This window comes from Colwellia sp. MB3u-4, assembly GCF_014077065.1.
Lineage (GTDB): Bacteria > Pseudomonadota > Gammaproteobacteria > Enterobacterales > Alteromonadaceae > Cognaticolwellia.
In genome coordinates this window covers 223,130-249,100 of the sequence record NZ_JACGVE010000089.1, presented here as the reverse complement: position 1 = coordinate 249,100, position 25,971 = coordinate 223,130, and the positions used below count along the sequence as shown (strand labels likewise).

The following is a 25,971-nucleotide window of genomic DNA, read 5'->3' as shown; positions in this document are numbered from 1 at the left end:
CAATTGCGATAATTGCGCCCTTGAAATTTTCGAGAGAGGTTCTCTCTTACCTGTTCACGTAATAAATAAACGAGTATTAATTAATCTAATGGCAGAAAAACGTAATATTTTCCTTGTAGGCCCAATGGGCGCAGGCAAAAGCACCATTGGTAGAGAATTAGCGGATAAGCTACATCTAGAGTTTTTTGATTCCGATCAAGAGATCGAACGTCGTACTGGTGCAGATATCGCGTGGGTTTTTGATCTTGAAGGCGAAGAAGGTTTTCGACTAAGAGAAGAGTCAGTTATTGAAGACTTAAGTGAAAAACAAGGAATTGTTTTGGCTACTGGCGGTGGATCTGTGATCAGCGCTCAAGTACGTAATCACTTATCAGCACGCGGCATTGTAGTTTATCTAGAAACAACGATAGATAAACAAGTCGCTCGCACTCAAAGAGACCGACGTCGTCCGCTACTACAAACTGATGAAGAACCTAGAACAGTACTTGAAAACTTAGCGATAGAACGTAATCCGTTATATGAAGAAATTGCCGATGTTATCGTGCAGACGGATGACCAAAGTGCGAAAGTTGTTGCAAGTAAAATAGTTGAACGCTTGGACTTTTAAACGACATAATTATGACCACACTTCAGGTTAAACTCGGTAAGCGCAGTTATCCAATCTATATAGACAGCGGACTATTAGCAAATAGTGAACTGCTGTCTAGTCACATCCGCAGTAAGCGTGTTTGCATTGTCAGTAATGATATCGTTGCACCCCTTTATATTGAGCAAATTAAACATAGCCTTAGGGATTTTGACCTTGATGAAGTGATATTACCTGATGGTGAAGCTCAGAAAAGCTTAGCGAATTTTGAACGGATAATGTCACATCTGCTAGCAGGTAATCACGGTAGAGACACGACCTTAATTGCGTTAGGCGGTGGGGTTATTGGCGATATCACGGGTTTTGCCGCCGCATGTTATCAGCGCGGTATTGATTTTATTCAAATCCCTACTACTGTGTTGTCTCAAGTAGACTCCTCAGTTGGCGGAAAAACAGCCGTTAATCACCCTTTAGGTAAAAATATGATAGGCGCGTTCTATCAACCTAAAGCGGTATTTATTGACCTAGCAAGCTTAGCAACTTTACCGATTAGAGAATTTAATGCCGGTATGGCTGAAGTGATTAAGTACGGTATATTAGGTGATGGTGATTTTTTTACTTGGCTTGAACAGCATATTAATGCAATAAAAGCCGGTGAAAATAAGATTTTAATGCAGATGATCGAACGTTGCTGTCAATGCAAAGCGAATATTGTTGCTGAAGATGAAACAGAAACCGGTGTGCGTGCTTTATTAAACTTAGGACATACCTTTGGCCACGCTATTGAAGCTGACCAAGGTTATGGTAATTGGTTACATGGTGAAGCTGTTGCTACTGGCATGGTACTTGCTGCTAAGTTATCAGTAACAATGAATTTGCTTGAAGTGTCAGATCTTCGTCGTATTGAAACTTTGCTGTCTGCTTTTGATTTACCGTTAACTGCGCCAGAAAATATGGGTTTTGATGAATTTATTTGTCATATGCGTCGTGATAAAAAGAACTTAGCTGGAAAGCTACGTTTTATTCTTCCAACAGCTATTGGCCAATCTGAAATTAATGACGATGTTAGTGAGGAACACCTTCAACAAATTCTGTAATTTTATTCAGAATAGGTGAAGCATGTCAGCGTTAATGAAAAATATTGGCCTATCTAATGATAACACCAGTGTCACTAAAATTAGTGCCCATGCCCGCATAGACTATATTCTACGTTTTTCAAAACAAGCTATTTTAGTTATCGACGAAAGCGTTGAACAAAGCGCGCCCAGTGCTAGCCAGTTTTTAGCCAGTTTACCCGAGCAGCATAATGCTGCCTATATCTCACTTGCTGCACAGTTTAATAATATTCAAATTCGTTGTCGTATAATCGAGCAGTTATATACCGGTGAGTTATTTGATCCAGAAATATCATTAGCGGTTAGTGTGATTAATTTAGCTAAAAAATCACCGCAGGGCATTAGTATTGTGCTCGACAGTGCTCAGCACTTATCATTACAGATATTTCATGAACTGTCACAATTAGCCGCTATCGCTAAAAAAGCCAATTTGGTGGTTAACATTGTGATGTTTGGCTCAGTACAAGCGGGTAAAACTGTGGCGAATAATAAAAGTTTATTTGACAATAAACTGACATTATTATCGGCACAATCGGGTCAACTTCTGTCAACCACATCAGCAATATTTAAAAATACTCAGCCAAAATGGCAGTTTATTAATCAAAATAAAGGGTTAATTAGCGCATTGGTTTTTTTATTAGGCCTTGGCGTCTTGGTTATTAATTTATTGCAATTAGATAGTTTTAATTTTTCGAAATTAATCAGCGCTAATAAACAAGCAGAAATATCATTAACTGAAGTATTAGCAAAACCACAAACTATGGTGTTAGCCATTAATCGTGAGAATAAAGCTGAGGTTGCTGGGCCAACCACTGAAACTAAAATCGAAAACACTAAGCTTGCTGCCAGACCTAAAGACATTTACTCGTCGTTAATTAATCCATTGTCAGTATTGCCAATAAAAATGCCGAGTTTACCGGCCTCACCTGCCGAGGTTATGTCAGCGATCACAGCAGAAAGTATGAATAGTGCAAAAGCCAATGGTGCAGTGCTTAAACCTTCAGCGAGTCGGCGTAAACTACAAGCGATAATTGCGCAGAATAAGCGAGCGAATCAAGTTAGCGTTAACAATGACTACTACAGTAATCACCTTGGCTATGTTATTCAATTTGCCGCTTATAGCGATTTAACATTGCCAAAATCATTACTTGAAGACTTAACAAGGATTGACTACCAAGTTTATCAGCGTTTATTAAATAATAAACCGTCAGTGGTTATCACCAGCTTAGCCTATGCAGAAAAATCAGCAGCACTATCTGCCTTAGCCGCTTTACCAAAATCGTTATTAGCACGGCAACCCTGGATAAAGCCAGTTACGGTTATTAATAACGAAATCAATGCATTTCTGCTCTCCCAATAAAGGTTAATTCAGGATACAATCCCCGCTTACTTTTCAGATGCTAAGTATCTGTTGCTAAATTTTTGGATTTGTAGGTGCTATGAAGAAAAAACATCGAGCTTTTTTAAAATGGGCGGGTGGTAAATACGCGCTTACCGATGTCATAAATTCTATGTTACCAAAAGGAAATCGTCTGATTGAACCTTTTGTTGGCGCCGGCTCTGTGTTTCTAAATAGTGATTATGACGAATACTTACTCAATGATATAAATCAAGATCTGATCAATTTATATCGTATCGTGCAGCGAACACCTGATAAATTTATCGCCGATGCTCGCCGATTGTTTTCACCTGAAAATAATCAGGCAGAAAGCTACTATCAGCTGCGAAAAGACTTTAATGCCAGCTCAGACCCTTATTTTAGATCGCTAGTGTTTCTCTACATGAATCGTCATGGCTATAATGGCTTATGTCGATACAATAAATCTGGTGGTTATAATGTTCCTTTTGGGCAATATAAGCGCCCGTATTTTCCTGAAGCTGAACTGCACTATTTCGCAGAGAAAGCGGCCAAAGCGATTTTTATTTGTGACGGTTATCGACAAACCTTTGCACATGCGAAATCCGGTGATGTTATTTATTGCGATCCTCCTTACGTGCCGTTAAGTAAAACAGCGAGTTTTACCAGTTATTCAGGTAACGGCTTTGGGCTAGATGAACAAGCCGATTTAGCCAATGCGGTAGAAGAAGTGACCAAAAATCGTAAAATATCAGTATTGATCAGTAATCACGATACTATCTGGACACGAAAAATATATCAGCATGCGAAAAAACATCACTCAATAGAAGTGTCACGAACGATTAGTCAAAAAGGTAATGCACGCAATAAAGTGTTTGAGTTACTCGCGCTTTATTAAATAACGCCAACTCACAAATCAATGGCTTATATTATCTTGATGAAAGTGGATAACCTAAAGTCAGCAAGCGATGGAGGTAATACCATCTGGTTGTAAGATTGAGCTAACACCATTGAGTTTTGCGTGACTTATGGCTTTACTTAAGATTTTAGTCGAATTCAGTGGTGTGATACTAAACAATATTAGCTGGGTAAAACGAAACTTACAATGGTAACTAAGGCCGCTATAAATAGCACCACAGCAATTAAACCCGCAATAATGAAATGACTAAATTTGCCATGAGTAAAGTCTCGCTCTCTATTTTTATCACTTTGCACACCAAAAAATGCTGCGCCAACACTTTTGAGGGTTTCTTTAAAGTTACTTGAGGCCATCATTATCCTTAATTGCCAATGCGGCAAATTTGTATATTAGTGTAAAGTTTAGTCAGTATGTTCTAATGCACAGTGTCATTCAAGTGCAGCTAATGTAACCGTATTTTGTCAGGCTCCATCTCACCGGGCACTTTAGTATTGACATTTTAATTAATCTGTTCAATGTTAAGCATAATTATCGATTGTTAACGAACCTGATTGAGCGCTCAAGCATGGGTTGAAAAATTGCATTTTTTTAGCATGGCATTAATCGCATGCATATATTCACTATGTAGTGAGCACAATAGTGATCTACCCTAAGCACAAAAGCCATAAAAGGCATAAAATATAGCTTAATACTTATACACTTTGTTTGTTCTAGGCTAGCTAATTAAGCGTTAGGACGAGGCACTATCATTTTAATAGCTACTACTTATACGAATGGAACTCATGTTGAAAAATTTCTCTGGTGATACTAAGTTTACTACTAAGGTCAAAGTTTTATTAACTAAAATTTACGGACCTAGTCCTTTAAAAGATTCTGTTTTGGAAAGGGCTATAGCATTTTACGATTTAGAGTTGCTCTCTCAAGGCGAAGTTAAGAGCCTTAACAATGAAATAGCCAAGTTAGTACAAATTGATAGTGATAAAAGTAACAGGAAACTTTTAAAGCTTGAACGTGAGCAGCAGAAAAACTTAACAATGTTAAGCGCAAAGCGCAATGAACGCGCTCAACATTTGCAGCGTATTTGTCGCGATATCTTCGAACTTTGTGAAGGTGAAAGTTTGGCTGAAACTAAGCGAAAATCAGCAGAGCTATTAGGCACTATGCAGTTATTATTGCCGACCGAAGGCAGTAAAGTGGCAGTTGAAAACGAACGCAGTAAACCTTTGTATAGAGCTGTACTGGCGTTAAGGTTACTAGATCAAATCTGTTTAAAAAATTTTTCATCCGAAGACACTTTAGTGCAAGAATTAATGGCACTTGTCGCTTTTGATTTTAACGAATTAAGCAGTGGCAGTGCAGAGGTCTTACGTCAATTTACAGATCTTGTGAAAATACCTGTGTTAATGGCCGCTATATTACAAGATATTGGCCATTATCATCCTAATGCACAGAAGATTATACAAGGCGTTGATGGCAAGCTAGACTGTTTTCGCACTTTAGAGCTTGAAGAGCGGAAAGCCTTATTGCAGATTAATTATCGTGAAACCATAAATTATCTTCTCAATGGTATTGGTATGGTAAATTATCTAGGTGACTCTGTAGCTGAAAGAGAGGCTTTTAATAGCACACAAACTCATAGCTTACGCTTTGTTAAGCAGCTGCTAATGAGGAGTTTCCAGCCGAGGTTAGGTGTGGGCAACATATTAAAAATACCGCAAATATATACCGGCATTGTCTTATCAACCAAAAGCAACTACAACTACAAATTATTACCGAGAGTATACCAAGCCCTATATAAGAACGCTGAAGCAGGCCGTTGTAGTCGGCCGGTTGTTGATGCCTTATATCAAATCACTGGTGATTTTCCACAAGGGTTTGGGGTAATTTACATCCCGAATGATGTTGACCAGGACGTGCGCTATGAATATGCGATAGTCACTCAGCTCTACCCTGAAAAACCTAATGAACCTAAGTGCCGTATAGCATCAAGACGATTGACCTTCATTGGTCACGGGCATGACTTGGTCGTAAAAAAAAGCAATAATTTATACTTTGTAGAAACAGCACAAGAGTGCTCCAATATAAGCAAAGCAAGATTGGATGAAATTCTACCTTTGTTGTCATCAAATTATCTTGAACGTAAGGAACGCGATTTATTGCCGCGTTGTTGGCAACCAGGGGAGTACTTTTTGAACATAGGTAACCAAAAGCTCTGGAGTCGAGCCCGCTAAGCATAAATAGGGTATAGATTAGCGGGTAAGCTTAATTTTATTCTGCCAACTGCTTTGTGCTTGACTGACTAAAAGTACTAAAAATTAAAAACAATAATGATGAATGAGTTTAGTCAGTAATAGCTCAGTTTTTGTAATTTCACTATGGGCTAAATACTCATTAGGTTGATGTGCCTGATCAATCGAGCCTGGGCCCATAACAATAGTTTGGCAACCCAATTGTTGAATAAATGGTGCTTCTGTTGCGTAATTTACCGCACAACAATGATGACCAGAAAGTTTTTCAGCGGTATGCACTAATTCACTTTCAGGGGTTTGCTGAAAACTCGGTGAACTAGGGTCAAGCTCGTCTATGCTGAGTCGACCAGGATATTTTTCCGCAATGGGCTGCAAGGCCTTTGCTAACCAAGCCACTAGCTCTTCATCTTTCATACCGGGTAAAGAGCGCATATCAATATCAAGCTCACAATGGCCACAAATTCTATTCGCATTGTCACCGCCTCTAATAGCCCCTAAATTTAGCGTAGGTGTTTGAACATCAAAAGCTTCATTTTGATAGCTTAGGCTGAGTTTTTCTCTGAGTTTGAATAATTCATTCATCACTTGATGCATTATTTCAATCGCATTAACGCCGCTTGCCGGTTTACTTGAATGTCCAGCCTGACCTTTAATACTAATTTTATGAGACATATGACCTTTGTGCATTACCACAGGCACTAAATTTGTTGGCTCACCTATAATGGCAACGTCAGGTTTTATTATTCCACTGTTAGCAAAAAATCGTGCGCCAGCCATGGTGGTTTCTTCGTCGGCAGTGGCTAAAACGTATAATGGCTTGTTTAATGTTTTAAGGTCGATATGTTGGCAAGCTTGCAAAATAAAGGCAAAAAAACCTTTCATGTCGCAGCTACCAAGGCCAAAAAGTTTATTATCGTTATCGGTGATTTTTAACGGATCGGATAACCAGCTATTTTCATCAAAAGGTACAGTGTCGCTGTGGCCTGCAAGTAATAAACCCCCTGTGCCTGTGCCTAATTTAGCCAACATATTAAACTTACCTTTAGCCTGTGGAACCGCTTGAATAGTGACAGTAAAGCCTAAGGTTTCAAACCAAGCTGACAGTAAATTTATTACCCCTTCATTACTTTGATCCCAGCTCGCCTGCGAAGAACTAATACTGGGTTGTGCTATTAATTGGCTAATGGCCTGGGTAAAGTTGGGGAGTTTTTTATTGAGCTTTTTCATGATATTTAAGCACCTAAAATTATTTACTGGGTAATTATGCTAATTTGTTGCATAACTATTTATATGGTGGTATTTTAGCAACTTAATGTAAAGAGCCTAATTTAACCACACTATGAAAATGTATATAATGTATTCAACTAAGCCAAGACACTAGTGTCAAATATTAGTTTTGGTCAGTCTTGATTCTCTAGATAGTGATATGTTTTTGGTCATAAAGCGAGAGAATAATTGCTTAAAGTTGAATAGAATTGCAAAATTTACAGGTAAATAGTACCGTGAGTTTTAGTTTCTAATCGTAAAAAAATGGTAAGTAAATGAACGTCGTAGTTATTGGTGCAAGTGGATATGTGGGGGCTGAATTAATTGGCTTGTTAACACAGCATAATAAAATCTCAATTCAACATTTATTGGTGTCTGAAAATGGTACCTCTAGTGGTCAAACTTTTTCACAATTACATGCTCGTTGGCAAGGTATATGTGATTTGCCGCTAGAGCCTTTTTCTCCACAATGGTTTGAGCAACATATTAGTGCTTCTAAACACAAGATTGATGCGGTATTTTTTGCCACACCCCATGAGTTTAGTGCGCAATGGGCCCAAGCCTTTATTGATCAAGATGTTAAAGTGTTCGACTTATCGGGTGGTTTTCGTTTAAAAGACGCTAAGCAATATCCCGTGCATTATGGTTTTGAACATCAAGCGTTAAACGCACTACAACAGGCTCAATATGGTTTAGCCGAATGGCAAGCCGCCGAGATTGCTACCAGCAATTTAATTGCTGTGCCAGGGTGTTATCCGACCGCGAGTTTATTAGCGTTAAAGCCCATCACCAGCAATGATCTTCATCAAGAAAATTCATTAATTGTGGTTAATGGTATTAGTGGCGTAACGGGGGCCGGTCGTACAGCGTCATTAGCGACAAGTTTTTGTGAAGTGAGTTTAACCCCGTACAATATTTTGCAGCACAGGCATCAGCCAGAAATTAGTCAAGAAGCTAATGTTGAGGTGATTTTTAATCCACATTTAGCCCCTTACAAACGTGGACTATTAGTGACAGTGACCTTACAGTTAAAAGCTGGGGTTACTAGTCAACAAGTTGACAGTGCCTTTACAAAAGCCTATCAAGACACGCCATTGGTCAGAATAGTAAACACTTGGCCTAAAATAGACAATGTTGCCTATAGCCCATTTGCTGATGTGCATTGGTTAGTTGATGAAGACAAACAGGTGGTGGTGGTGAGCTGCGCTATTGACAACTTGTTAAAAGGGGCGGCGTCACAAGCCATACAATGTGCCAATATTAGTTTGGGCTTACCTAGTGAATATAGCTTATTAACCGCAGGGAATTACTGATGAAGAAGCCTGTTGTGATCAAAATTGGCGGCGCTATTTTAGATGGTTACAATCAAGGCAACACCTCTGCCTTAGCTGCGTTGTTAACCGTAATTGCCAGTTTAAAAGATCAACCTGTAGTTATCGTTCACGGTGGTGGCTGTGTGGTTGATGAAATGCTTGCTCAAGCAGGTTTTGTTACTGAAAAAAAACACGGTTTACGAGTGACACCCAAAGAGCAAATGCCGATTATTAGTGGTGCGCTAGCCGGTAATGTTAATAAAGCTATTGTGGCCAGTGCCGCGAGTTTAAAACTACCCGCTGTTGGTTTGTCACTTACCGACGGTCAAATGGTGCAGTGCCATTTAAGCCCTCTAGCATTAGGCCAAGTCGGTGTACCTAAACCTTTTAGTAGCGCGTTATTAGATACGCTACTCAAAGCAAAATTTTTACCTATTGTTTCATCCATTGGTGCTTTGGACAATGGTGAGTTAGTCAATGTAAATGCTGATGATGCCGCGGTAGTGATATGTCAGTTGCTTAATGCTGAATTATTGCTGTTGACCGATGTTAATGGCGTTAAAGGGGCAACGGGCGAGTATTTAAGTTCATTGAATGCTCAGCAAGCAGAACAACTTATTACCAGTGGCGTTATTGCCGGAGGCATGACCGCTAAAGTAAACGCAGCATTGCGAGCGGCGAATCAATTACGACGAAGTATCGCGGTTGCTAGTTGGCAATCACCTGAGCAAATTGTCGACTTGCTCAACGGCGACAGTGTCGGCACTCGTATACAGCCTAATGGTTGTTAGTTTCATATAAGCCATTTTAATTGTCATAAGACAAGTTGTTAACCGGTTTCGCACAGGATTAAAGATTGATGAACTTACAACACTTCTTAGCTGATGATCAGCTAAATAAAGCACAAATACTCGACTTAATTACCTTAGCACGTGATATAAAACAGCAACCTGAAAAGTACTCTCAGGCTTTGGCGGGTAAATCAGTTGCCATGATTTTTGAAAAACCCTCGCTAAGAACCCATGTTAGTTTTGATATTGGCATTAATAAATTAGGGGGTCATGCCCTGTATTTAGGCCAACAAAATGGTAAATTAGGTGAACGTGAGCGAGTTAGCGACTATGCTAAGAACCTTTCTTGTTATGCCGATGCTATTGTTGCACGAGTTTTTAGCAACAATTCGATAGAGCAACTGGCACAGCATGGCAGTGTACCTGTGATTAATGCCTTGTGTGATGTATATCATCCATGCCAAGCATTAGCTGACTTTGTTACTTTAGCCGAAAGTTTTTCTGATTTGAGCAAAATCAAACTTGCTTACATTGGTGACGCAAATAATGTCTCTAATTCATTAATGCTAATGGCAGCAATCGTCGGGGTTGATTTTACTTTAGTGTGCCCAGTAGGGCATGGTCCGGATGAACAAATGTATAATAAAGCCGTGAGCTTTAGTGCAGCATCAGGGACTAAATTATCTTTAACCCACGATATAGCTGAATTAGGACAACAAGATGCTATTTACACTGACACCTGGATATCTATGGGTGATAATACCAATGTCGCTGATATTTTAGCGACCTTTAAACCGTATCAAGTGAATCATCAAGTGATGGCAAACGCAGGGGCAAGTATTGTTATGCATTGCCAACCCGCGCATCTTGAAGAAGAAATTACCACTGAGCTGTTTGATAGCGAAATGTCAGTGGCTTTTCAGTCGGCTGAAAATCGCATGTGGGCACAAAATGCGGTGTTAGTCACTTTATTAGCGGATTGATCTCTGTTTTACTAAGCAGATGAGCAAATTAAATTTAAAAAACATTTCAGGCTAGCCAATGACTCGTTGTTGGCTAGCCTGATGATAAAATATTGTTAAGGAATAAAATCATGGCGTTAGCCGCAAAAAAAGACATTAAAAAAGTAGTATTGGCCTATTCAGGTGGTTTAGATACCTCAGCTATCATTCCTTGGTTAAAAGAGAATTATCAAGGCTGTGAAGTGGTGGCATTTTGTGCTGATGTTGGTCAGGGCGAAGAAGAGCTTGTTGGCATTAAAGAAAAGGCCATCGCCTCGGGTGCTTCAGAATGTTATGTAGTTGACTTAAAAGAAGAATATGTTAAAGACTATATTTACCCTATCATTAAAACGGGTGCGGTTTATGAAGGCCAGTATTTATTAGGTACCTCAATGGCGCGTCCAGTGATCGCCAAAGCACATATTGAAATTGCCTTAAAAGTGGGTGCTGATGCGGTTTGTCATGGTTGTACCGGTAAAGGTAACGACCAAGTGCGCTTCGAAGCTTGTTTTGCTGCCTTAGCACCACAGCTAACCGTTATTGCTCCTTGGCGTGAGTGGGACATGGTTTCACGTGAAGACCTATTAGATTATTTAGCTGAGCGTAATATCCCTTGTTCGGCTTCATTAACTAAAATTTATAGTCGTGACGCTAATGCTTGGCATATATCGCATGAAGGTGGCGAGTTAGAAGACCCTTGGTGTGAGCCTTCAAAAGAAGTGTGGACCATGACAGTTGACCCTATGGACGCACCGAACGAAGCCGGCAAGGTAATGCTTAGCTTTGATAAAGGTGAGTTAGTTGCCGTCGATGGCGAGCCCATGTCGGCTTATCAATCATTAATGTATTTAAACGAAAAAGCCGCTGCACATGGTGTTGGCCGTATCGACATTGTCGAAAACCGTTTAGTGGGTATGAAGTCTCGTGGTTGTTATGAAACTCCCGGCGGCACCGTTTTAATGGCCGCATATAAAGGGCTAGAGTCATTAATACTAGACAAAGAGTCATTAAAGTATCGTGAATCTGTTGGTCATGAGTTCTCACACGTCATTTATGACGGTCGTTGGTTTACACCACTTGCGAAAGCACAACTTGCTTCTGCCGCCTCTTTTGCTGAAAAAGTTACTGGCGATGTCGTCGTCAAACTTTATAAAGGTATGGCACAAGTGACTCAACGTCGTTCACCAAACAGCTTATATTCAGAAGCGTTTGCCACTTTTGGCGCTGATGATGTTTATGACCAAAAACATGCGGAAGGTTTTATTCGTTTGTTTAGCTTATCCAGTAGAATTACCGCGCTTAAACAAGCAGACTCAGTAATTACGGCAAAAAAATAAAGGTAGAGGAATTTAGTAATGGCATTATGGGGTGGACGGTTTAAAGAGCAAGCCAGTGTGCAGTTTAAAAAGTTTAATGACTCTTTACCTGTTGATTATCGTTTGGCAGTGCAAGACATTGTTGGGTCTATTGCCTGGGCAGAAGCATTAACTACGGTTAATGTCTTAAGCCAAGCAGAGTTTGAAGAATTAAAAGCGGCATTGTTAGCATTAAAAGCTTCAGTTGAAGAAAATCCAAAGCAAATTTTAGCATCGGATGCAGAAGATATTCACAGTTGGGTGGAAATTAACCTAATAGAAAAAACTGGCGACTTAGGCAAAAAGTTACATACAGGTCGCAGTCGTAATGACCAAGTAGCCACCGATTTAAAACTGTGGTGCAAAGAAACTGGCAATGATTTACTTTATGCCTTAGTGAATTTGCAACAGGCAGTATTAGACCTAGCTGAACGTGAGCGTAATACCGTATTGCCAGGCTACACCCATTTGCAACGCGCACAACCGATCACCTTTGGTCATTGGTGCTTGGCTTATGTTGAGATGTTTAACCGTGATATTGGTCGCCTAAAAGACGCCTTGTATCGCGCTGACACTTCACCCCTAGGCTCTGGCGCCTTAGCCGGTACCGCTTATCCGATTGATCGTGAAAAATTGGCCCATAATCTTGGCTTTCGTAGTGCCACATTGAATAGCTTAGATGCCGTTTCAGACCGTGATCATGTGATTGAATTATTATCAACCGCCAGTATTAGCATGATGCATTTATCGCGTTTTGCAGAAGACTTGGTTTTTTACAATTCAGGTGAAGCCGGTTTTGTTGAAATGAGCGACTTAGTTAGCTCAGGTTCTTCATTAATGCCACAAAAGAAAAACCCAGATGCTTGTGAATTACTACGCGGTAAAGCTGGGAGAGTGATGGGTTCACTCACCGGTATGATGATGACCATGAAAGCTTTACCACTGGCTTACAATAAAGACATGCAAGAAGATAAAGAGGGCTTATTTGATGCGCTTGATACTTGGCAAGAATGCATGCAGATGGCGGTATTAATTGCTGAAGGCTTAACGGTCAATCGTGCGCGTACTTTAGCGGCGGCTCAGCAAGGTTATGCCAACTCAACCGAGCTTGCTGACTACCTTGTGAGTAAAGATATTCCCTTTCGAGAAGCACATCACATTGTTGGTGAAGTTGTATTGGCGGCTATTGATGCGGGACACGCCTTGGAAGATTTTTCAATTGCACAACTGCAAAAATTTAGCGATAGAATTGAACAAGATGTCTACCAACATTTATCAATTGAATCTTGTTTAGATAAGCGCGACGCTATCGGCGGCACTTCTCGTCAACAAGTCGACAAAGCCTTAGCAGAAGTTCAGTCAGGCAATATTTTAGCGGACAACCAAGATACCTTAAATACCCAAGTCTTAGGTGCGCCAAGTAAAACGCAAATTAACTTAACCCTAAAACAAGTAAAACAACGCTTAAATGCCCAGCGTGCAGCAGCTATGTCGGTGCGCAGAGCAAGAATGTCAGATATTGATAGTATCTCAGCCTTGGTCGATTACTGGGCCGAGCGCGGTGAAATACTGCCACGCAGTCGCGATAATATTATTCATGCAGTGCAAAATTTTGTTGTTGCTGAAGTTGACGGCGTGGTAGTTGGCTGTGCGTCACTGTATATCTACCAAACCGGTCTTGCCGAGATTCGTAGTCTAGTGATTGATAAAACCGCCCATGGTCAAGGTCAAGGCCAGGCACTGGTACAATATTTATTAGAATTTGCTCATCAAATGCAACTACAAAAAATTATTGTGCTGACTTATATTCCAAGCTATTTCCAGCAGTTAGGGTTTAATTTAATTGATAAAAATTCTCTAGCAGACAACATCATAGAAGACAGTGAGCAAAGCCCACATAAAAACCCTGAAGATGAAGTTGCCATGGAATATATTGTTAATCGTGGTGCTGAAAAAGTTTAACTACTTTAATGTTTATACCCGTTCTCGACTTGCACAAAGTTACCCCTTGAAGTCGAGCGGGTATATATAAGTTATTCATAAGTTATATATACGTATTAAGATAAGCGATAGATATTAGTGATCAGATGTCATGAATAGTAATGAAGATAATGTAAAGTGGTTTAGAAGTGCAGCGCCCTATATCAATGCTCATCGTGGTAAAACGTTTGTCTTGATGTTTGGTGGTGAGGCGATACAACACCCAAATTTTGCCAATATCATTCATGATATAGCTTTGTTAAGAAGTTTGGGCGTTAAGTTGGTTTTGGTGCATGGTGCGCGCGTGCAAATCGAAGAGCGACTTATTGCTCGTGCCCTACCGCAACAAATTGAAGGTAATATACGTGTTACTGACGCAGAAACCTTAACGGCGGTAAAAGACGCCACAGGTTCGTTGCGTATTCATATTGAAGCCTTATTAACCATGGGCTTAGTTAACTCACCTATGCATGGTGCACAAATTCGGGTCAGTACCGGTAATTTTGTTATTGCTAAGCCTATTGGTGTGCGTGACGGCATTGACTTTAAGTATACTGGCTTGGTGCGTCGAATTGACGCTGAAGGTATTAATACCCAATTAAATTTCGGCTCAATAGTCTTGTTATCGCCTGTGGGTTACTCATCAACGGGTGAAGTGTTTAATTTAGCGTTAGAAGATGTGGCAGCAAAAACTGCGATAGCGTTAAAAGCCGACAAACTTATCACCTTAACTGAACAATCAGGGTTACTCGATAAGCAGGGGGCCTTAATTCGAAGTTGTGGGGTAGCGACCGTTAGTGATTTACTTGCAGAGCAAGAAGATCATGTTCAGCAGTTACTGTTACAAGCGATTATACAATGTGGTAAACAAGGGGTAGAGCGTTGTCATAGTGTAAGTTACGCTAGTGATAGCGCCTTATTACAGGAGCTGTTTACTCGTGATGGTGCAGGCACCTTGATTGCCAAAGACTATCAAGAGCAATTGTCAGCTGCCGGCATTGATGACGTTGGCGGTATAGTAGAATTAATCGCGCCACTGGAAGAAGAGGGTGTGCTGGTTAAACGCTCACGCGAATTGCTTGAAATTGAAATTGACCGCTTTACGGTGATTAAAAAAGAAGATGTTATCATCGCTTGTGCGGCTCTTTACCCTTACCCAGAAGCAAGAACAGGTGAAATAGCCTGCTTAGTTATTCACCCAGATTATCGTGGTGGTAATCGGGGTATTCGTCTTATTCAAGCACTAGAGCAGGCGGCGAAAAGGCAGAATCTTACGTCAATTTTTGTCTTGACTACGGTTAGCGCACACTGGTTTATTGAGCAAGGCTACAGTGAACAAGCTATTGACAAGTTACCGGAAGATAAGCAAAAAATGTATAATATTCAGCGTAAGTCAAAGGCGTTTACCAAGATTATTTAATCACTTTTTCAAAGTTAAAAAGCAAAGCAACCATAGAGGTTGCTTTTTTTATGTCTATAAAATCCGTAGGTAAAGATCATTTTATTAACAAATTGATAACAAATGATTTCAATAAATATTTTTTGTGTGCATACTGGGTTTCATATAAATATAAATTGGATTAATTTTCTTCTTCAATTTTTATAATAATAATAACAGGTAAATTTGAGATATGAATTTTTCTTGGCTTGTTGCCATATTTTTTGCGATCAGCGCATTCAGTGCTTTAGTTCAGGCAGAATCTGATAATAATGCGGAGTTTACTTTAGCTTCTGAAGCGGGCTATATAGATAATTTTTTCTATCAAGCTCGCAATGAGCAAAGTACGGCTTATTACACCTTATCGTCTGATTTAGCTTTAACATCTAACCGCCAACATTCAGCTTTTAATTTTGATGCAAAACTTGCCACTTACTTTTTTGATAAGTTTAACAACGATGATCATACCGACTTCACCATCACGCCTACATATCAATTCAAGTTTAGCCAAAATCAACGACTGTACATGTCTGCTCTTTGGCTAAATAGTTATAACTATAGAGGTACGGGCTTATCTTTAAGCCAGGCTGAAGCTTTATCTAAAGGTGATGAAAAAGAAAATATAGGTGCTAGTATTGGCTACGAATATGGCACGTTTGAGTCACAAGGGAAATTAAATTTCGACCTGACCTACCATGAAAATAAATTCACTACTCGTCGCACTGACACCCGTCGTTTAGACACAGAAATACTTAATTTTAAGTCGAACTTTGATTATTTGCTATCAGGTAAAACCTTTCTGGCATTTGATATTGCTTATAAAGTCACTGAATATCCGAACGATCCCATCAGTAACCGAGATAGCATTACAGCCTTAGTGGGGGTTAAGTGGTTTAGTACCGTGATTAGTGAGTTAAATTTTTTAGTGGGTTATCAACAGCTAAAATTTTCAGATAACCGATTACGTGATGACCATGCTTTTAAGTGGCGCTTTGACTATATTTGGCGCCTTGCTGACTTTACTCGAGTACATATAGTGTCTAACCGTCACTTTGATGAAAGCTATCGGTTAATCAGTAGTTACCGCTTAGTTCAAAGCCAGCAAATTGATTTTGAACATGGGTTTACCGAGCGTTTTAATGTCTTGGCCACAGTAGGCCTGACGAATGAAAAATTTATTAGTCGCCAGAACACTGAGCAAGAAGATTATTTATTCTCTACTTTGACGTTAGCTTACCAACATAGCGATAGATTGAGTTTGCAATTGAGTTATGACTATCAGGCATTGGACACCCGTGATGTCAATATTGATTACTCGTACAATAAAATGGCTTTAAATGTGAAGATTAAATTGTAGTTAATTGATTAAGATAGTTAATGCAGATTTATAGCTAGTAGTAGTAGTAGTAGTAAGTGAACTTATTAATGTTGGTTACTCATTGTTTTGAACTCAGTACTTGTTGAACTCAATACTTTTTTAACTCAGTAATAGTAATAACAATGCGAGTTTATCTATCACTAATAAGTAGTTTACCGATGATGTAACAGTTTTAACCTAGTTGGATGAAATATGCGAATTTTGATGTTTTGTTTGTTGTTTTTTCTCGGCCATGCAACAGGCGATGATTATAAGTTAGGTGCTGGGGATCAAATTCAGATAATGGTTTATGGCGAAGCAGATTTAACAACCCAAGTTAAAGTCAATAAATCAGGTGTTATTTCATTTCCGTTTTTATCTGATATTGTCGTTACAGGGATCTCATCAAAAAATTTAGCAAATAAAATAACTAACGGCTTACGCGGTGATTATTTAATAGATCCTCAAGTAATGGTGTCTATTGTTCAATACCGGCCCTTTTTTATTCACGGACAAGTTAAGCGCCCCGGTGGTTATCCCTTTCAGGAAGATTTAACCTTAGATAAAGCCATTGCTATTGCTGGTGGATTGGCCGCGCGAGCGTCAAAGTCGTCGTGGAATATCACCAGATTAATTGCAGGCAAAAAAATGGTTCTTGAGGGCAATGTTGCTAGTGTGATCTTGCCTGATGACATCATAGAAATTGAGCAAAGTTTTTTTTGAAAACACTAGAAAATGAACATTTGCTATCAACAAATGATGAAATAGATTTAAAAGAAATTTTAACGCCACTTTGGGCGGGCCGTTGGAAAATTTTATTTTTTACCTTAGTGATCACTTGTTTGACCACCTTTTATACTTCATTACTCAAGCCTTCATACCGTGCTAGTGCTATTTTGCAAATCGGTACCAATAAGCCAGCCAATACATTGTCTATTAACAATGCCTTTAATGAATCAAACGCTAGTAAGGAGCAGATTCAAACACAGTTCGAATTATTACGCTCGCGTAAGTTCGCTGAACGGGTAATATCTCAGTTGGATTTGGTGCAACATCAAGCATTTAATAGTGGGAAATATAATGACAAACTGGCCATTTTTGCTCGAATTGGCCAGCGCAGTGCGACGGCGTCAGTGAGTGATCTTGTTGGCCAGTTTCAACAAAATTTAAGTATTGCTCCTATTGTCGGTACTGAGCTAGTGAATATATCTTATGGGTCTTATTCGCCCCAGTTGTCACAAGAAATAGCCAATCAGGTGGGTATTACTTACCTGGAGTATCAAGACGAAATTCATAGTGCCTCAAAAGAAACCACCTCTGATTGGTTGGTTAATCAACTTGAAGAACTGGGAAAAAAGTTGCAGAAATCAGAGCTGTCGTTACAAGCCTATCGAGAAGCTGAGGGTATTGTTGATATCCATGGCGTTGTTGGTCTAGTTGGCACTAAACTAACCGAGTTAAGCTCTGCTGCACTTAAAGCGACAAAAGTTGCAGACGACCTCGCAATTTCTTATCAAGAGATTCAACAGCACAAGGGGAATATTAAAAAATTAAGCGATTTACCTGAAATTAGTAGTCATGCCACGCTAATGCGATTACGTGAAACTAAAGAAAAAATTGAACGTAAAATGTTTGAACTATCGCAGCGTTACGGCCCCAAGCATCCTAAAAAAATAGCTGTTCATGCCGAATTAATCGCCCTTAACAAAGGCATTGTGGAACAAGTTCTCGATATTGTTATTGCCATAGAAAAAGAATACTTTAGTGCGGTAGAAAGAGTCAATGGCACAAAGCAGCGGTTGGCGACTGCGAAAAAAGATTACTTACGTTTAAGTCGTTTACAAAATAAATTTTCGCAGCTCAGCCGTGAAGTTGACACTAACAAAGAGCTTTATAGCAATTATTTGGTGCGCTTAAAAGCAGCTGATGCTATGGATAACTACAAAGCGAATTTTTATGTGCGCTTTATTGATAAGGCAATTGTGCCCAAAAGCCCGTTTGCTCCTAAGAAGTCTTTGATGATAGTGCTGGCATTTCTCCTCGCCATTATGTTGAGCTCTATTATTATTATTATGCGTGAACTCTTAATGGACACACTTAACTCTCGACACAAACTGGATAATTTCAATGAAGCACCAATTATTGCGGTTTTACCAAAAATTCAGGCGAGTTCACAGGCACTAAAAGACGACAGTTACAGCACGGACAATCGCTTTACAGAAGCTATTCGCACCTTAAGAACCGCCTTACTATTTAACAGTGAAACCACCCCAGCTAAAATAATTGCCGTTACCTCTTCAGTGCCCAGTGAAGGCAAGTCTACTGTTGCTCTTCACCTTGCTCGCTCGTTTAGTGAGATGGAAAAGGTGCTACTTATTGAAGCGGACATGCGCCACCCGACCATAGCTAAAAATATGAATTTGAATGAATATCGTCCAGGTCTTTCAAATTTGTTGGCCAACACACATCAAATTCATGAGTGTATTATTCGTGATAAAAACGTCAAATTAGACATTTTGACTTCGGGCATTACGCCAGCTAACCCGCTGGCTTTTCTTTCCATGAAGCGCTTTAATACGCTAATAAAGGTTTTTGGTAATTTTTATGACCGTATTATTATTGAAACTCCGCCGGTTAATGTCGTCAGTGATGCAGTGATTATCTCTAAATTAGTCGACAGTGTCTTATATGTTGTCCATGGTAATAAAACCAAGCGAGAACAAATATCGGCGGGTCTTAAAATGCTGAAACAGGTTAATGCACCTATTGAAGGTGTGGTGATTAACCACAGTGAAAATATTGCTACCGACGAATATCAGAATAAATATTACACTCAAGGTAATAATATCATCAATCTTTCAGCAAGAAAGCGCGGTTAACTGCACCTAATAGAGTTTATGCGCAGGCTATTTTTGCGTACAATAAGACAAATTTTTTATAGTCACTGTTATGAAAATACGCGCTAACTTCCCTTTACAAGCATTAAATAGCTTAAATGTGCCAGCCGTCACCGCTGAGATACTGTTCCCATCTACCGTTAAAGAGCTGTTTGAAATAAACACGGATAAAGCGCTCAGGTCTTATATTCTTGGTGAAGGTACAAACACCTTATTCTGCCAAGCGAAGGCGCCAACCATTATTAAGCCCAGCTTAATGGGTATTGAGGTCACTGAACACGATGAATATTTTCAGGTCAGTGCCGCTTGTGGTGAAAATTGGCATAACTTGGTTTTGTTTTGCAGTAATCGCGCTATATACGGTTTAGAAAATTTGGCCCTAATCCCTGGCAGTGTGGGGGCCGCGCCGGTACAAAATATCGGTGCTTATGGTATTGAGGTGAGTGACTTTATTGAACGTGTTACTTGGTTTGATTTTGCCAAGAAAAAGTTGATAGATTATAGTAACGCCGCCTGTCAATTTGGCTATCGTAACAGTATTTTTAAGCAGGCATTAAACGGCAAAGGTATTATTACCCAGGTGCATTTTTCATTGCCAAAAGCTTGGCAGCCGGTCAACAGTTATCAGGGCTTAAACACTATTATTGCCCCTGTGACTCCGCAGGCTATTATGGCAAAAGTTATCCAGTTACGTCAGGCAAAATTACCTGAGCCTAAATTACTGCCTAATGCTGGCAGCTTTTTTAAAAACCCGCTGGTGAGTGAAGATTTTTTTCATGCTTTACAGCAGCAGTATCCTAAGATGCCTTATTATCGACAACAAAGTGGTGAAATAAAGTTAGCCGCAGGTTGGCTGATTGAGCAAGCAGGTCTTAAAGGTTTTCGTGACGAGGGTGTTGGTGTGCACGAAAACCAAGCTTTAGTGATTATTAACTATGACAGTCAGCAGGGTGAGCATATTGTCGCCTTGTCAGTCTATATTCAGGAAACAATCATGGCCAAATTTAATCTTCAATTGATACCAGAAGTTAGATTCATTGGCGCTGATGGTGAGCTAAGTCGTATCAACACAGGGTGTCAACAATGAAAGCAATTCGTGAGCAGTTGATTAAAAAATTGGTTAAAGGTGAGTTTTTGTCGGGGCAAGCCATAGGCGAAGAGCTTGGCGTCAGCCGCGCGGCTATTTCAAAGCATATTAGTGCATTACAAGAAATGGGCTTTGATATTTTTAGTGTCACCGGCAAAGGCTATCGATTAGCCGAACCCATTGAACTGCTCAACGAAAGTCTCATCGTTGCAGAATTGGCCGAGCAAAATACTAGTGCCAAGGTAGAAGTTCATAACTTAATCGACTCAACTAATAGTTATTTAATGCGCCGTTTGCCCAACCAAAATGTTATCGGGCAAGTGTGTATTGCTGAATATCAAAGTGCTGGTCGAGGGCGCAGGGGGCGACAATGGATTTCACCTTTTGGCTCACACATTTACTTGTCAATGTATTGGTATTTAGAACAAGGTATGTCAGCAGCCATGGGGTTAAGCGTTGTGGCGGCATTGGCGGTGAGTGATGCAATAAAAGCACTTTATCAAGTGGAAGTTGAATTGAAGTGGCCAAATGATATTTATTTCAATGGTGTTAAACTTGCTGGCATTTTAATTGATCTTGAAGGTCAAGCGATGGAGCCTTGCCATTGTGTTATTGGCATTGGCCTCAATATTAAAATGCCCGCCAAGAGTGCTGTATTAGTCGATCAACCCTGGATTGATTTGTCGAGCGCTATAGGTGTTGATATTGATCGAAACATGTTAGCGGCCAACATCATTGCAGCCTTACATAGGCGTTTAAAAGTGCATAGCGAAACGGGCATCAATACTATGGTGACTCAGTGGCATGCACAAGATTTCTACATTAACAAACCTGTTGCTTTGATTACGGGTGAGAAAGTCACTCGGGGTATTTGTCGCGGTATTAACGGCCAAGGGGCATTAATGTTGGAGGTAAATGGCCAAGTAAGTCCTGTGTATGGTGGTGAAGTTAGTCTAAGGGCTGGGTTATGAGGCTGTTAATTGATGTCGGTAATACCCAGGTAAAATATGTTTTTCAAGCATTGGGTGTTTCTGCGCCACTTTCTGACATTGTTTATCTCAACTATCACGCTTTTCAAGCACAGTTATCGCAAGGTAAATTTTCACAGGTGAGCGAAGTTATTCTTGCTAACGTGCATGGTAGTGAAGTGCATGATGCGATCGAAAAGTGGGTAACAGACTATAATATTGCTTTTGTACAAGTACAGAGTTCAGCAAGCGCGTTTGGAATATCCTCGTCTTATCAGCAGCCAGAAAGCCTAGGCGTTGATCGTTGGCTGGCTATGATAGGGGCGAAACAGCTTTATCCACAAAATAACTTACTTATTATCGATGCTGGCACTGCGACAACGGTTGATCTGTTAGCGGCGAATGGTCAGCATTTTGGTGGTTGGATCATGCCGGGCGTACAAACTCTATTTGATAGTTTATTAACCCGTACCACTAAAATTATCGCCACACCTAAAGTTACCGCAAGTATATCTTTTGGTCAGGACAGCTCAAATTGTTTGAACCATGGTAGTTGGGCGATGACTATAGGGGCGATTAAAGAAGCTATTATTCAAGCAAATAGTTTGTTAACACTCGACAAGGTACTGATAACTGGCGGCAATGGTGAACAGATTGCAAAGCTAATGGCTGAGCACTGTCAACTTGAACCCAAGTTAGTTTTTCTTGGTTTAAGCTGTTTTCAAGCGCGTTAAGATCTGTGTTTATAGTTAAAAATTTGTGATTGTGGGTAAAAAACCATCAAACGCATAAAAACATGCTTATTATTTGCATTTTGCTGTTGCAAGCACGAAAACATTACTCTAGAATTCGCACCACTTAATGTAGTGCCGACTTAGCTCAGTTGGTAGAGCAACTGACTTGTAATCAGTAGGTCGCCAGTTCGACTCCGGCAGTCGGCACCATTAATACATTACTTGTAATGTGATATTAAAATTTGGAGGGGTTCCCGAGTGGCCAAAGGGATCAGACTGTAAATCTGACGGCTCAGCCTTCGGTGGTTCGAATCCACCTCCCTCCACCATTTTAACAGAGATAATCTGATAGAATTTAGCGGGTGTCGTATACTGGCTATTACCTCAGCCTTCCAAGCTGATGAAGCGGGTTCGATTCCCGCCACCCGCTCCAGTCTTTATAGAGAAATGCTGATATGGCTCAGTTGGTAGAGCGCACCCTTGGTAAGGGTGAGGTCGGCAGTTCGAATCTGCCTATCAGCACCACTTCTTTAGGCCTTCTATAGATTAATCAATGTTGACTAAGAAATTAATAGATTTAATCTACCCAGAGGTACTTTAAGATGGCTAAAGCAAAATTTGAACGTTTAAAACCGCATGTTAACGTTGGTACTATCGGTCACGTCGATCACGGTAAAACAACTTTAACAGCCGCTATCTCTGCGGTATTAACTAAAGTTCACGGCGGTGAAGTTAAAGACTTCGCACAAATCGATAACGCTCCTGAAGAACGTGAACGTGGTATTACGATTAATACTTCTCACATTGAGTACGATACAGCTGCACGTCACTACGCGCACGTAGATTGTCCTGGTCACGCCGATTACATCAAAAACATGATCACCGGTGCTGCACAAATGGATGGCGCTATCTTAGTAGTTGCTGCTACAGATGGTCCTATGCCACAAACACGTGAGCACATCTTGTTATCACGTCAAGTTGGCGTACCTTTCATCATAGTATTCATGAACAAATGTGATGTTGTTGATGATGATGAATTATTAGAATTAGTAGAAATGGAAGTTCGTGAACTTCTTTCTGAATATGACTTCCCAGGTGATGATTTACCAGTAATTCAAGGTTCAGCACTTGGCGCTCTTCAAGGCGACGAGAAATGGGAAGCGAAAGTAATCGAACTTGCTGATGCATTAGATAACTACATTCCAGAGCCAGAGCGTGCAATCGACGGAGCATTCATCATGCCTATCGAAGATGTATTCTCAATCTCAGGTCGTGGTACGGTTGTAACAGGTCGTGTTGAACGCGGTATTGTTAAAATCGGCGACGCAGTTGAAGTTGTTGGTATTCGTGACACACAAACATCTACTTGTACTGGTGTTGAAATGTTCCGTAAGCTTCTTGACGAAGGTCGTGCTGGCGAGAACTGTGGTGTTCTTCTTCGTGGTCTTAAGCGTGAAGACGTTGAACGTGGTCAAGTACTATGTAAGCCTGGTTCAATTTTACCTCATACTAAGTTTGAGTCAGAAGTTTATGTACTAAGCAAAGATGAAGGTGGTCGTCATACGCCATTCTTTAAAGGCTACCGTCCACAGTTTTACTTCCGTACAACGGATATTACTGGTGCAGTAGAGCTTCCTGAAGGTGTTGAAATGGTAATGCCAGGCGACAACTTGAAGTTTGTTGTAGAGCTTATCAACCCAGTTGCGATGGATGAAGGTTTACGCTTCGCTATCCGTGAAGGTGGTCGTACAGTTGGTGCTGGTGTTGTATCTAAAATTATTGCATAATTTTAGAAGACATTAACACGATAAAAAAAGACGCTTAGGCGTCTTTTTTGTTTTCTAGTTAAGCTATAGTGAAGTGGAAATAGGTTAACAGTTGCTAGTGTGTTATCTGCTTTTACCTTAACGAATCGTTGCTTGATTTTAGAACGTATTAAGGCGATAAAAAAGCCGCTTAGTCGGCTTTTTTTGCAGATTTTTGCGTGTCAATGTTATTTATAAAAGCCAATAAGCAGGGTGAAAAATCAAGGCTGATACAGCATCTAGTTAAAACTCGAAAATAGTCCTTGAGTAAAATATTTTGATTAGTATAATAGCGCCTCACTTCTAGAGTCTCTCTTAATTCCCAAACAACTAAGAATCACTCGGTAAGTGTAAGTACAGATTGAAGGGGTATAGTTCCAATTGGTAGAACAGCGGTCTCCAAAACCGACGGTTGGGAGTTCGAATCTCTCTACCCCTGCCATTTTTGAGTAAAGTGCTTATTAATAAAATAATAGGGGCTTTAGATTTTAACTCCGATTGTATCGGGGTGCTTTGTCTTAGATTAGACATGTAATTACGGGTAGTAGATATGAATGCAAGTACTGAAGCTGAACCAAGTGGTTCATTTGATTTTTTAAAGTGGAGCGTAATCGTTTTACTTCTAGCTGGCGCTGTTTTTGGTAATTACATTTTTGCTGAACAATCAGTTCTCGTGCGCGCTATAGCGGTAGTTGCTGCTATTGTTATTGCAGGGCTTATTGCTATGCAAACAGTTAAAGGCCGTACAGCTGTAGCATTTGCTAAAGAGTCTCGTACTGAAGTACGCAAAGTGGTTTGGCCAACGCGTCAAGAAGCCGTGCAAACAACGGGTATAGTATTAGTAGCAACATTAATTATGTCTTTATTACTTTGGGGTTTAGATTCAGTTCTGTTCTGGGTTGTTGGATTAATTACTGGATTAAAAGTAGGTTAAGGTACCGTCATGACTGAAGAAATTACAATTACAGATACGCCTGAAAAAAATAACAATCCTAAATTACGTTGGTATGTAGTCCAAGCGTTCTCTGGCTATGAAGGCCGTGTACAAAAAACATTGCTTGAGCATATTGGTATTCATGGTTTAGAAGAAAAGTTTGGTGAAATTCTTGTGCCGACTGAAGAAGTTATTGAAATGCGCGCTGGGCAAAAGCGTAAAAGTTCACGTAAATTCTTTCCAGGCTATGTCTTAGTTCATATGGAATTAGACGATGAATCATGGCATTTAGTTAAAAGTGTGCCGCGTGTATTAGGTTTTATTGGTGGCACTAAAGAAAGACCAGCACCTATTTCACAAAAAGAGGCGGATCGCATTTTACAGCGCCTTGAAGACACTGACAAACCTAAACCTAAAACATTGTTTGAACCAGGCGAAGTGGTACGTGTTATTGACGGTCCATTTGCTGACTTTAATGGTGTGGTTGAAGAACTTGATTACGAGAAAAATCGTATTAAAGTCTCTGTGCTTATTTTTGGTCGTTCAACACCTGTTGATTTGGAATTTGGGCAAGTCGAAAAAGGCTAGCAATAAATATTCCCAAAAAAGCCAGAGTTTTTACTCTGGCTTTTTTATATCCTCTGATCTATGCCTTCTCCTTCAGTCCTGCCTTTTTTCTTCCTGTGCACTATTTTATTTATGTTTTTACAGGGAGGAAACAATGAGAAGGGAATGAGTAGAGACTGAAAAAGTTTAAAGATGCCCTGATTTATACTTTATCATTCTTCTTTTCTTCCTGTTAATTATTTTATTATGTTT

Annotated in this window: 22 protein-coding genes and 5 tRNA genes; 25 read left to right on the top strand and 2 right to left on the bottom strand. The window is 40.0% G+C overall.

From position 1 onward, the window contains the following. The first annotated feature begins 88 nt into the window (after positions 1-88). The 4 genes from aroK (at position 89) to H4J61_RS16740 (ending at position 3,956) form a co-directional block, all read left to right on the top strand. On the top strand, positions 89-607 hold the full coding sequence (gene aroK / locus H4J61_RS16755; protein ID WP_182137206.1) for a shikimate kinase AroK: 519 nt from the start codon (positions 89-91) through the stop codon (positions 605-607). Between the two features lie 8 nt (positions 608-615). Continuing rightward, complete coding sequence (aroB, locus tag H4J61_RS16750; protein WP_182186588.1) at positions 616-1,683, top strand: 3-dehydroquinate synthase; 1,068 nt, start codon at positions 616-618, stop codon at positions 1,681-1,683. A 22-nt stretch (positions 1,684-1,705) separates the two neighbouring features. Beyond that, positions 1,706-3,061 carry a hypothetical protein gene (locus H4J61_RS16745; RefSeq protein ID WP_182137207.1) on the top strand — a complete coding sequence of 452 codons (1,356 nt, stop codon included), beginning with the start codon at positions 1,706-1,708 and terminating at the stop codon, positions 3,059-3,061. A gap of 79 nt (positions 3,062-3,140) precedes the next feature. Further along, positions 3,141-3,956, top strand: coding sequence for a Dam family site-specific DNA-(adenine-N6)-methyltransferase (locus H4J61_RS16740; RefSeq protein WP_182137208.1), 816 nt, complete (start codon positions 3,141-3,143; stop codon positions 3,954-3,956). Between the two features lie 182 nt (positions 3,957-4,138). On the opposite strand, the gene H4J61_RS16735 is transcribed toward H4J61_RS16740, so the two are convergent. After that, positions 4,139-4,330 carry a DUF2970 domain-containing protein gene (locus tag H4J61_RS16735; RefSeq protein WP_404842455.1) on the bottom strand — a complete coding sequence of 64 codons (192 nt, stop codon included), beginning with the start codon at positions 4,328-4,330 and terminating at the stop codon, positions 4,139-4,141. Positions 4,331-4,759: 429 nt separating this feature from the next. On the opposite strand from H4J61_RS16735, the gene H4J61_RS16730 reads away from it, so the two are divergent. Then, positions 4,760-6,208 carry a hypothetical protein gene (locus tag H4J61_RS16730; RefSeq protein ID WP_182186364.1) on the top strand — a complete coding sequence of 483 codons (1,449 nt, stop codon included), beginning with the start codon at positions 4,760-4,762 and terminating at the stop codon, positions 6,206-6,208. Positions 6,209-6,292: 84 nt separating this feature from the next. Here the strand turns inward: H4J61_RS16730 and argE are convergent, their stop codons facing one another. Continuing rightward, a complete protein-coding gene (gene argE / locus H4J61_RS16725; protein ID WP_182186362.1) occupies positions 6,293-7,453 on the bottom strand; it encodes an acetylornithine deacetylase in 1,161 nt (386 codons plus the stop codon). 314 nt (positions 7,454-7,767) lie between these two features. Here argE and argC point away from each other — a divergent pair, with 314 nt between their 5' ends. From argC to nusG, 20 genes are all read left to right on the top strand, one after another. After that, on the top strand, positions 7,768-8,805 hold the full coding sequence (argC, locus tag H4J61_RS16720; protein WP_182186359.1) for an N-acetyl-gamma-glutamyl-phosphate reductase: 1,038 nt from the start codon (positions 7,768-7,770) through the stop codon (positions 8,803-8,805). Next, positions 8,805-9,596, top strand: coding sequence for an acetylglutamate kinase (gene argB / locus H4J61_RS16715; RefSeq protein WP_182137213.1), 792 nt, complete (start codon positions 8,805-8,807; stop codon positions 9,594-9,596). The genes argC and argB overlap by 1 nt, the downstream gene beginning before the upstream one ends. Before the next feature lie 68 nt (positions 9,597-9,664). After that, positions 9,665-10,579 carry an ornithine carbamoyltransferase gene (locus H4J61_RS16710; protein WP_182186585.1) on the top strand — a complete coding sequence of 305 codons (915 nt, stop codon included), beginning with the start codon at positions 9,665-9,667 and terminating at the stop codon, positions 10,577-10,579. 110 nt (positions 10,580-10,689) lie between these two features. Continuing rightward, positions 10,690-11,934 carry an argininosuccinate synthase gene (locus H4J61_RS16705; protein WP_182137214.1) on the top strand — a complete coding sequence of 415 codons (1,245 nt, stop codon included), beginning with the start codon at positions 10,690-10,692 and terminating at the stop codon, positions 11,932-11,934. 18 nt (positions 11,935-11,952) lie between these two features. Then, complete coding sequence (argH, locus tag H4J61_RS16700) at positions 11,953-13,914, top strand: argininosuccinate lyase (protein WP_182186357.1); 1,962 nt, start codon at positions 11,953-11,955, stop codon at positions 13,912-13,914. Between the two features lie 130 nt (positions 13,915-14,044). Further along, the gene (argA, locus tag H4J61_RS16695; RefSeq protein ID WP_182186355.1) at positions 14,045-15,352 is read left to right on the top strand and encodes an amino-acid N-acetyltransferase; all 1,308 of its coding nucleotides are present in this window, start codon (positions 14,045-14,047) and stop codon (positions 15,350-15,352) included. Between the two features lie 211 nt (positions 15,353-15,563). Further along, positions 15,564-16,727, top strand: coding sequence for an outer membrane beta-barrel protein (locus tag H4J61_RS16690; protein ID WP_182186353.1), 1,164 nt, complete (start codon positions 15,564-15,566; stop codon positions 16,725-16,727). A gap of 213 nt (positions 16,728-16,940) precedes the next feature. Then, positions 16,941-17,450, top strand: a complete 510-nt coding sequence (locus tag H4J61_RS16685) for a polysaccharide biosynthesis/export family protein (RefSeq protein ID WP_182186351.1) — start codon at positions 16,941-16,943, stop codon at positions 17,448-17,450. Next, on the top strand, positions 17,447-19,606 hold the full coding sequence (locus tag H4J61_RS16680; RefSeq protein ID WP_182186349.1) for a polysaccharide biosynthesis tyrosine autokinase: 2,160 nt from the start codon (positions 17,447-17,449) through the stop codon (positions 19,604-19,606). The genes H4J61_RS16685 and H4J61_RS16680 overlap by 4 nt, the downstream gene beginning before the upstream one ends. A 70-nt stretch (positions 19,607-19,676) precedes the next feature. After that, positions 19,677-20,711 (top strand): UDP-N-acetylmuramate dehydrogenase, encoded by a 1,035-nt coding sequence (gene murB / locus H4J61_RS16675; protein WP_182186347.1) that lies wholly within the window; start codon positions 19,677-19,679, stop codon positions 20,709-20,711. Continuing rightward, positions 20,708-21,682 (top strand): bifunctional biotin--[acetyl-CoA-carboxylase] ligase/biotin operon repressor BirA, encoded by a 975-nt coding sequence (birA, locus tag H4J61_RS16670; RefSeq protein ID WP_182186345.1) that lies wholly within the window; start codon positions 20,708-20,710, stop codon positions 21,680-21,682. Before murB ends, birA begins: the two co-directional genes overlap by 4 nt. Further along, a complete protein-coding gene (locus H4J61_RS16665; protein WP_182186343.1) occupies positions 21,679-22,413 on the top strand; it encodes a type III pantothenate kinase in 735 nt (244 codons plus the stop codon). The genes birA and H4J61_RS16665 overlap by 4 nt, the downstream gene beginning before the upstream one ends. 134 nt (positions 22,414-22,547) lie before the next feature. Beyond that, positions 22,548-22,623: transfer RNA gene (locus tag H4J61_RS16660), tRNA-Thr, on the top strand. A 34-nt stretch (positions 22,624-22,657) separates the two neighbouring features. Then, positions 22,658-22,742: transfer RNA gene (locus tag H4J61_RS16655), tRNA-Tyr, on the top strand. 29 nt (positions 22,743-22,771) lie between these two features. Further along, positions 22,772-22,846: transfer RNA gene (locus tag H4J61_RS16650), tRNA-Gly, on the top strand. Positions 22,847-22,862: 16 nt separating this feature from the next. Further along, positions 22,863-22,938 (top strand) — tRNA-Thr (locus tag H4J61_RS16645). A 77-nt stretch (positions 22,939-23,015) separates the two neighbouring features. Continuing rightward, a complete protein-coding gene (tuf, locus tag H4J61_RS16640) occupies positions 23,016-24,200 on the top strand; it encodes an elongation factor Tu (RefSeq protein ID WP_182137223.1) in 1,185 nt (394 codons plus the stop codon). A gap of 383 nt (positions 24,201-24,583) precedes the next feature. Next, positions 24,584-24,660, top strand: a tRNA-Trp gene (locus H4J61_RS16635). Positions 24,661-24,768: 108 nt separating this feature from the next. Then, entirely contained in the window at positions 24,769-25,152 is a 384-nt protein-coding gene (gene secE / locus H4J61_RS16630) for a preprotein translocase subunit SecE (protein ID WP_182137224.1), read from the top strand. A 9-nt stretch (positions 25,153-25,161) separates the two neighbouring features. Continuing rightward, a complete protein-coding gene (gene nusG / locus H4J61_RS16625; protein WP_126667296.1) occupies positions 25,162-25,740 on the top strand; it encodes a transcription termination/antitermination protein NusG in 579 nt (192 codons plus the stop codon). Positions 25,741-25,971 lie beyond the last annotated feature (231 nt).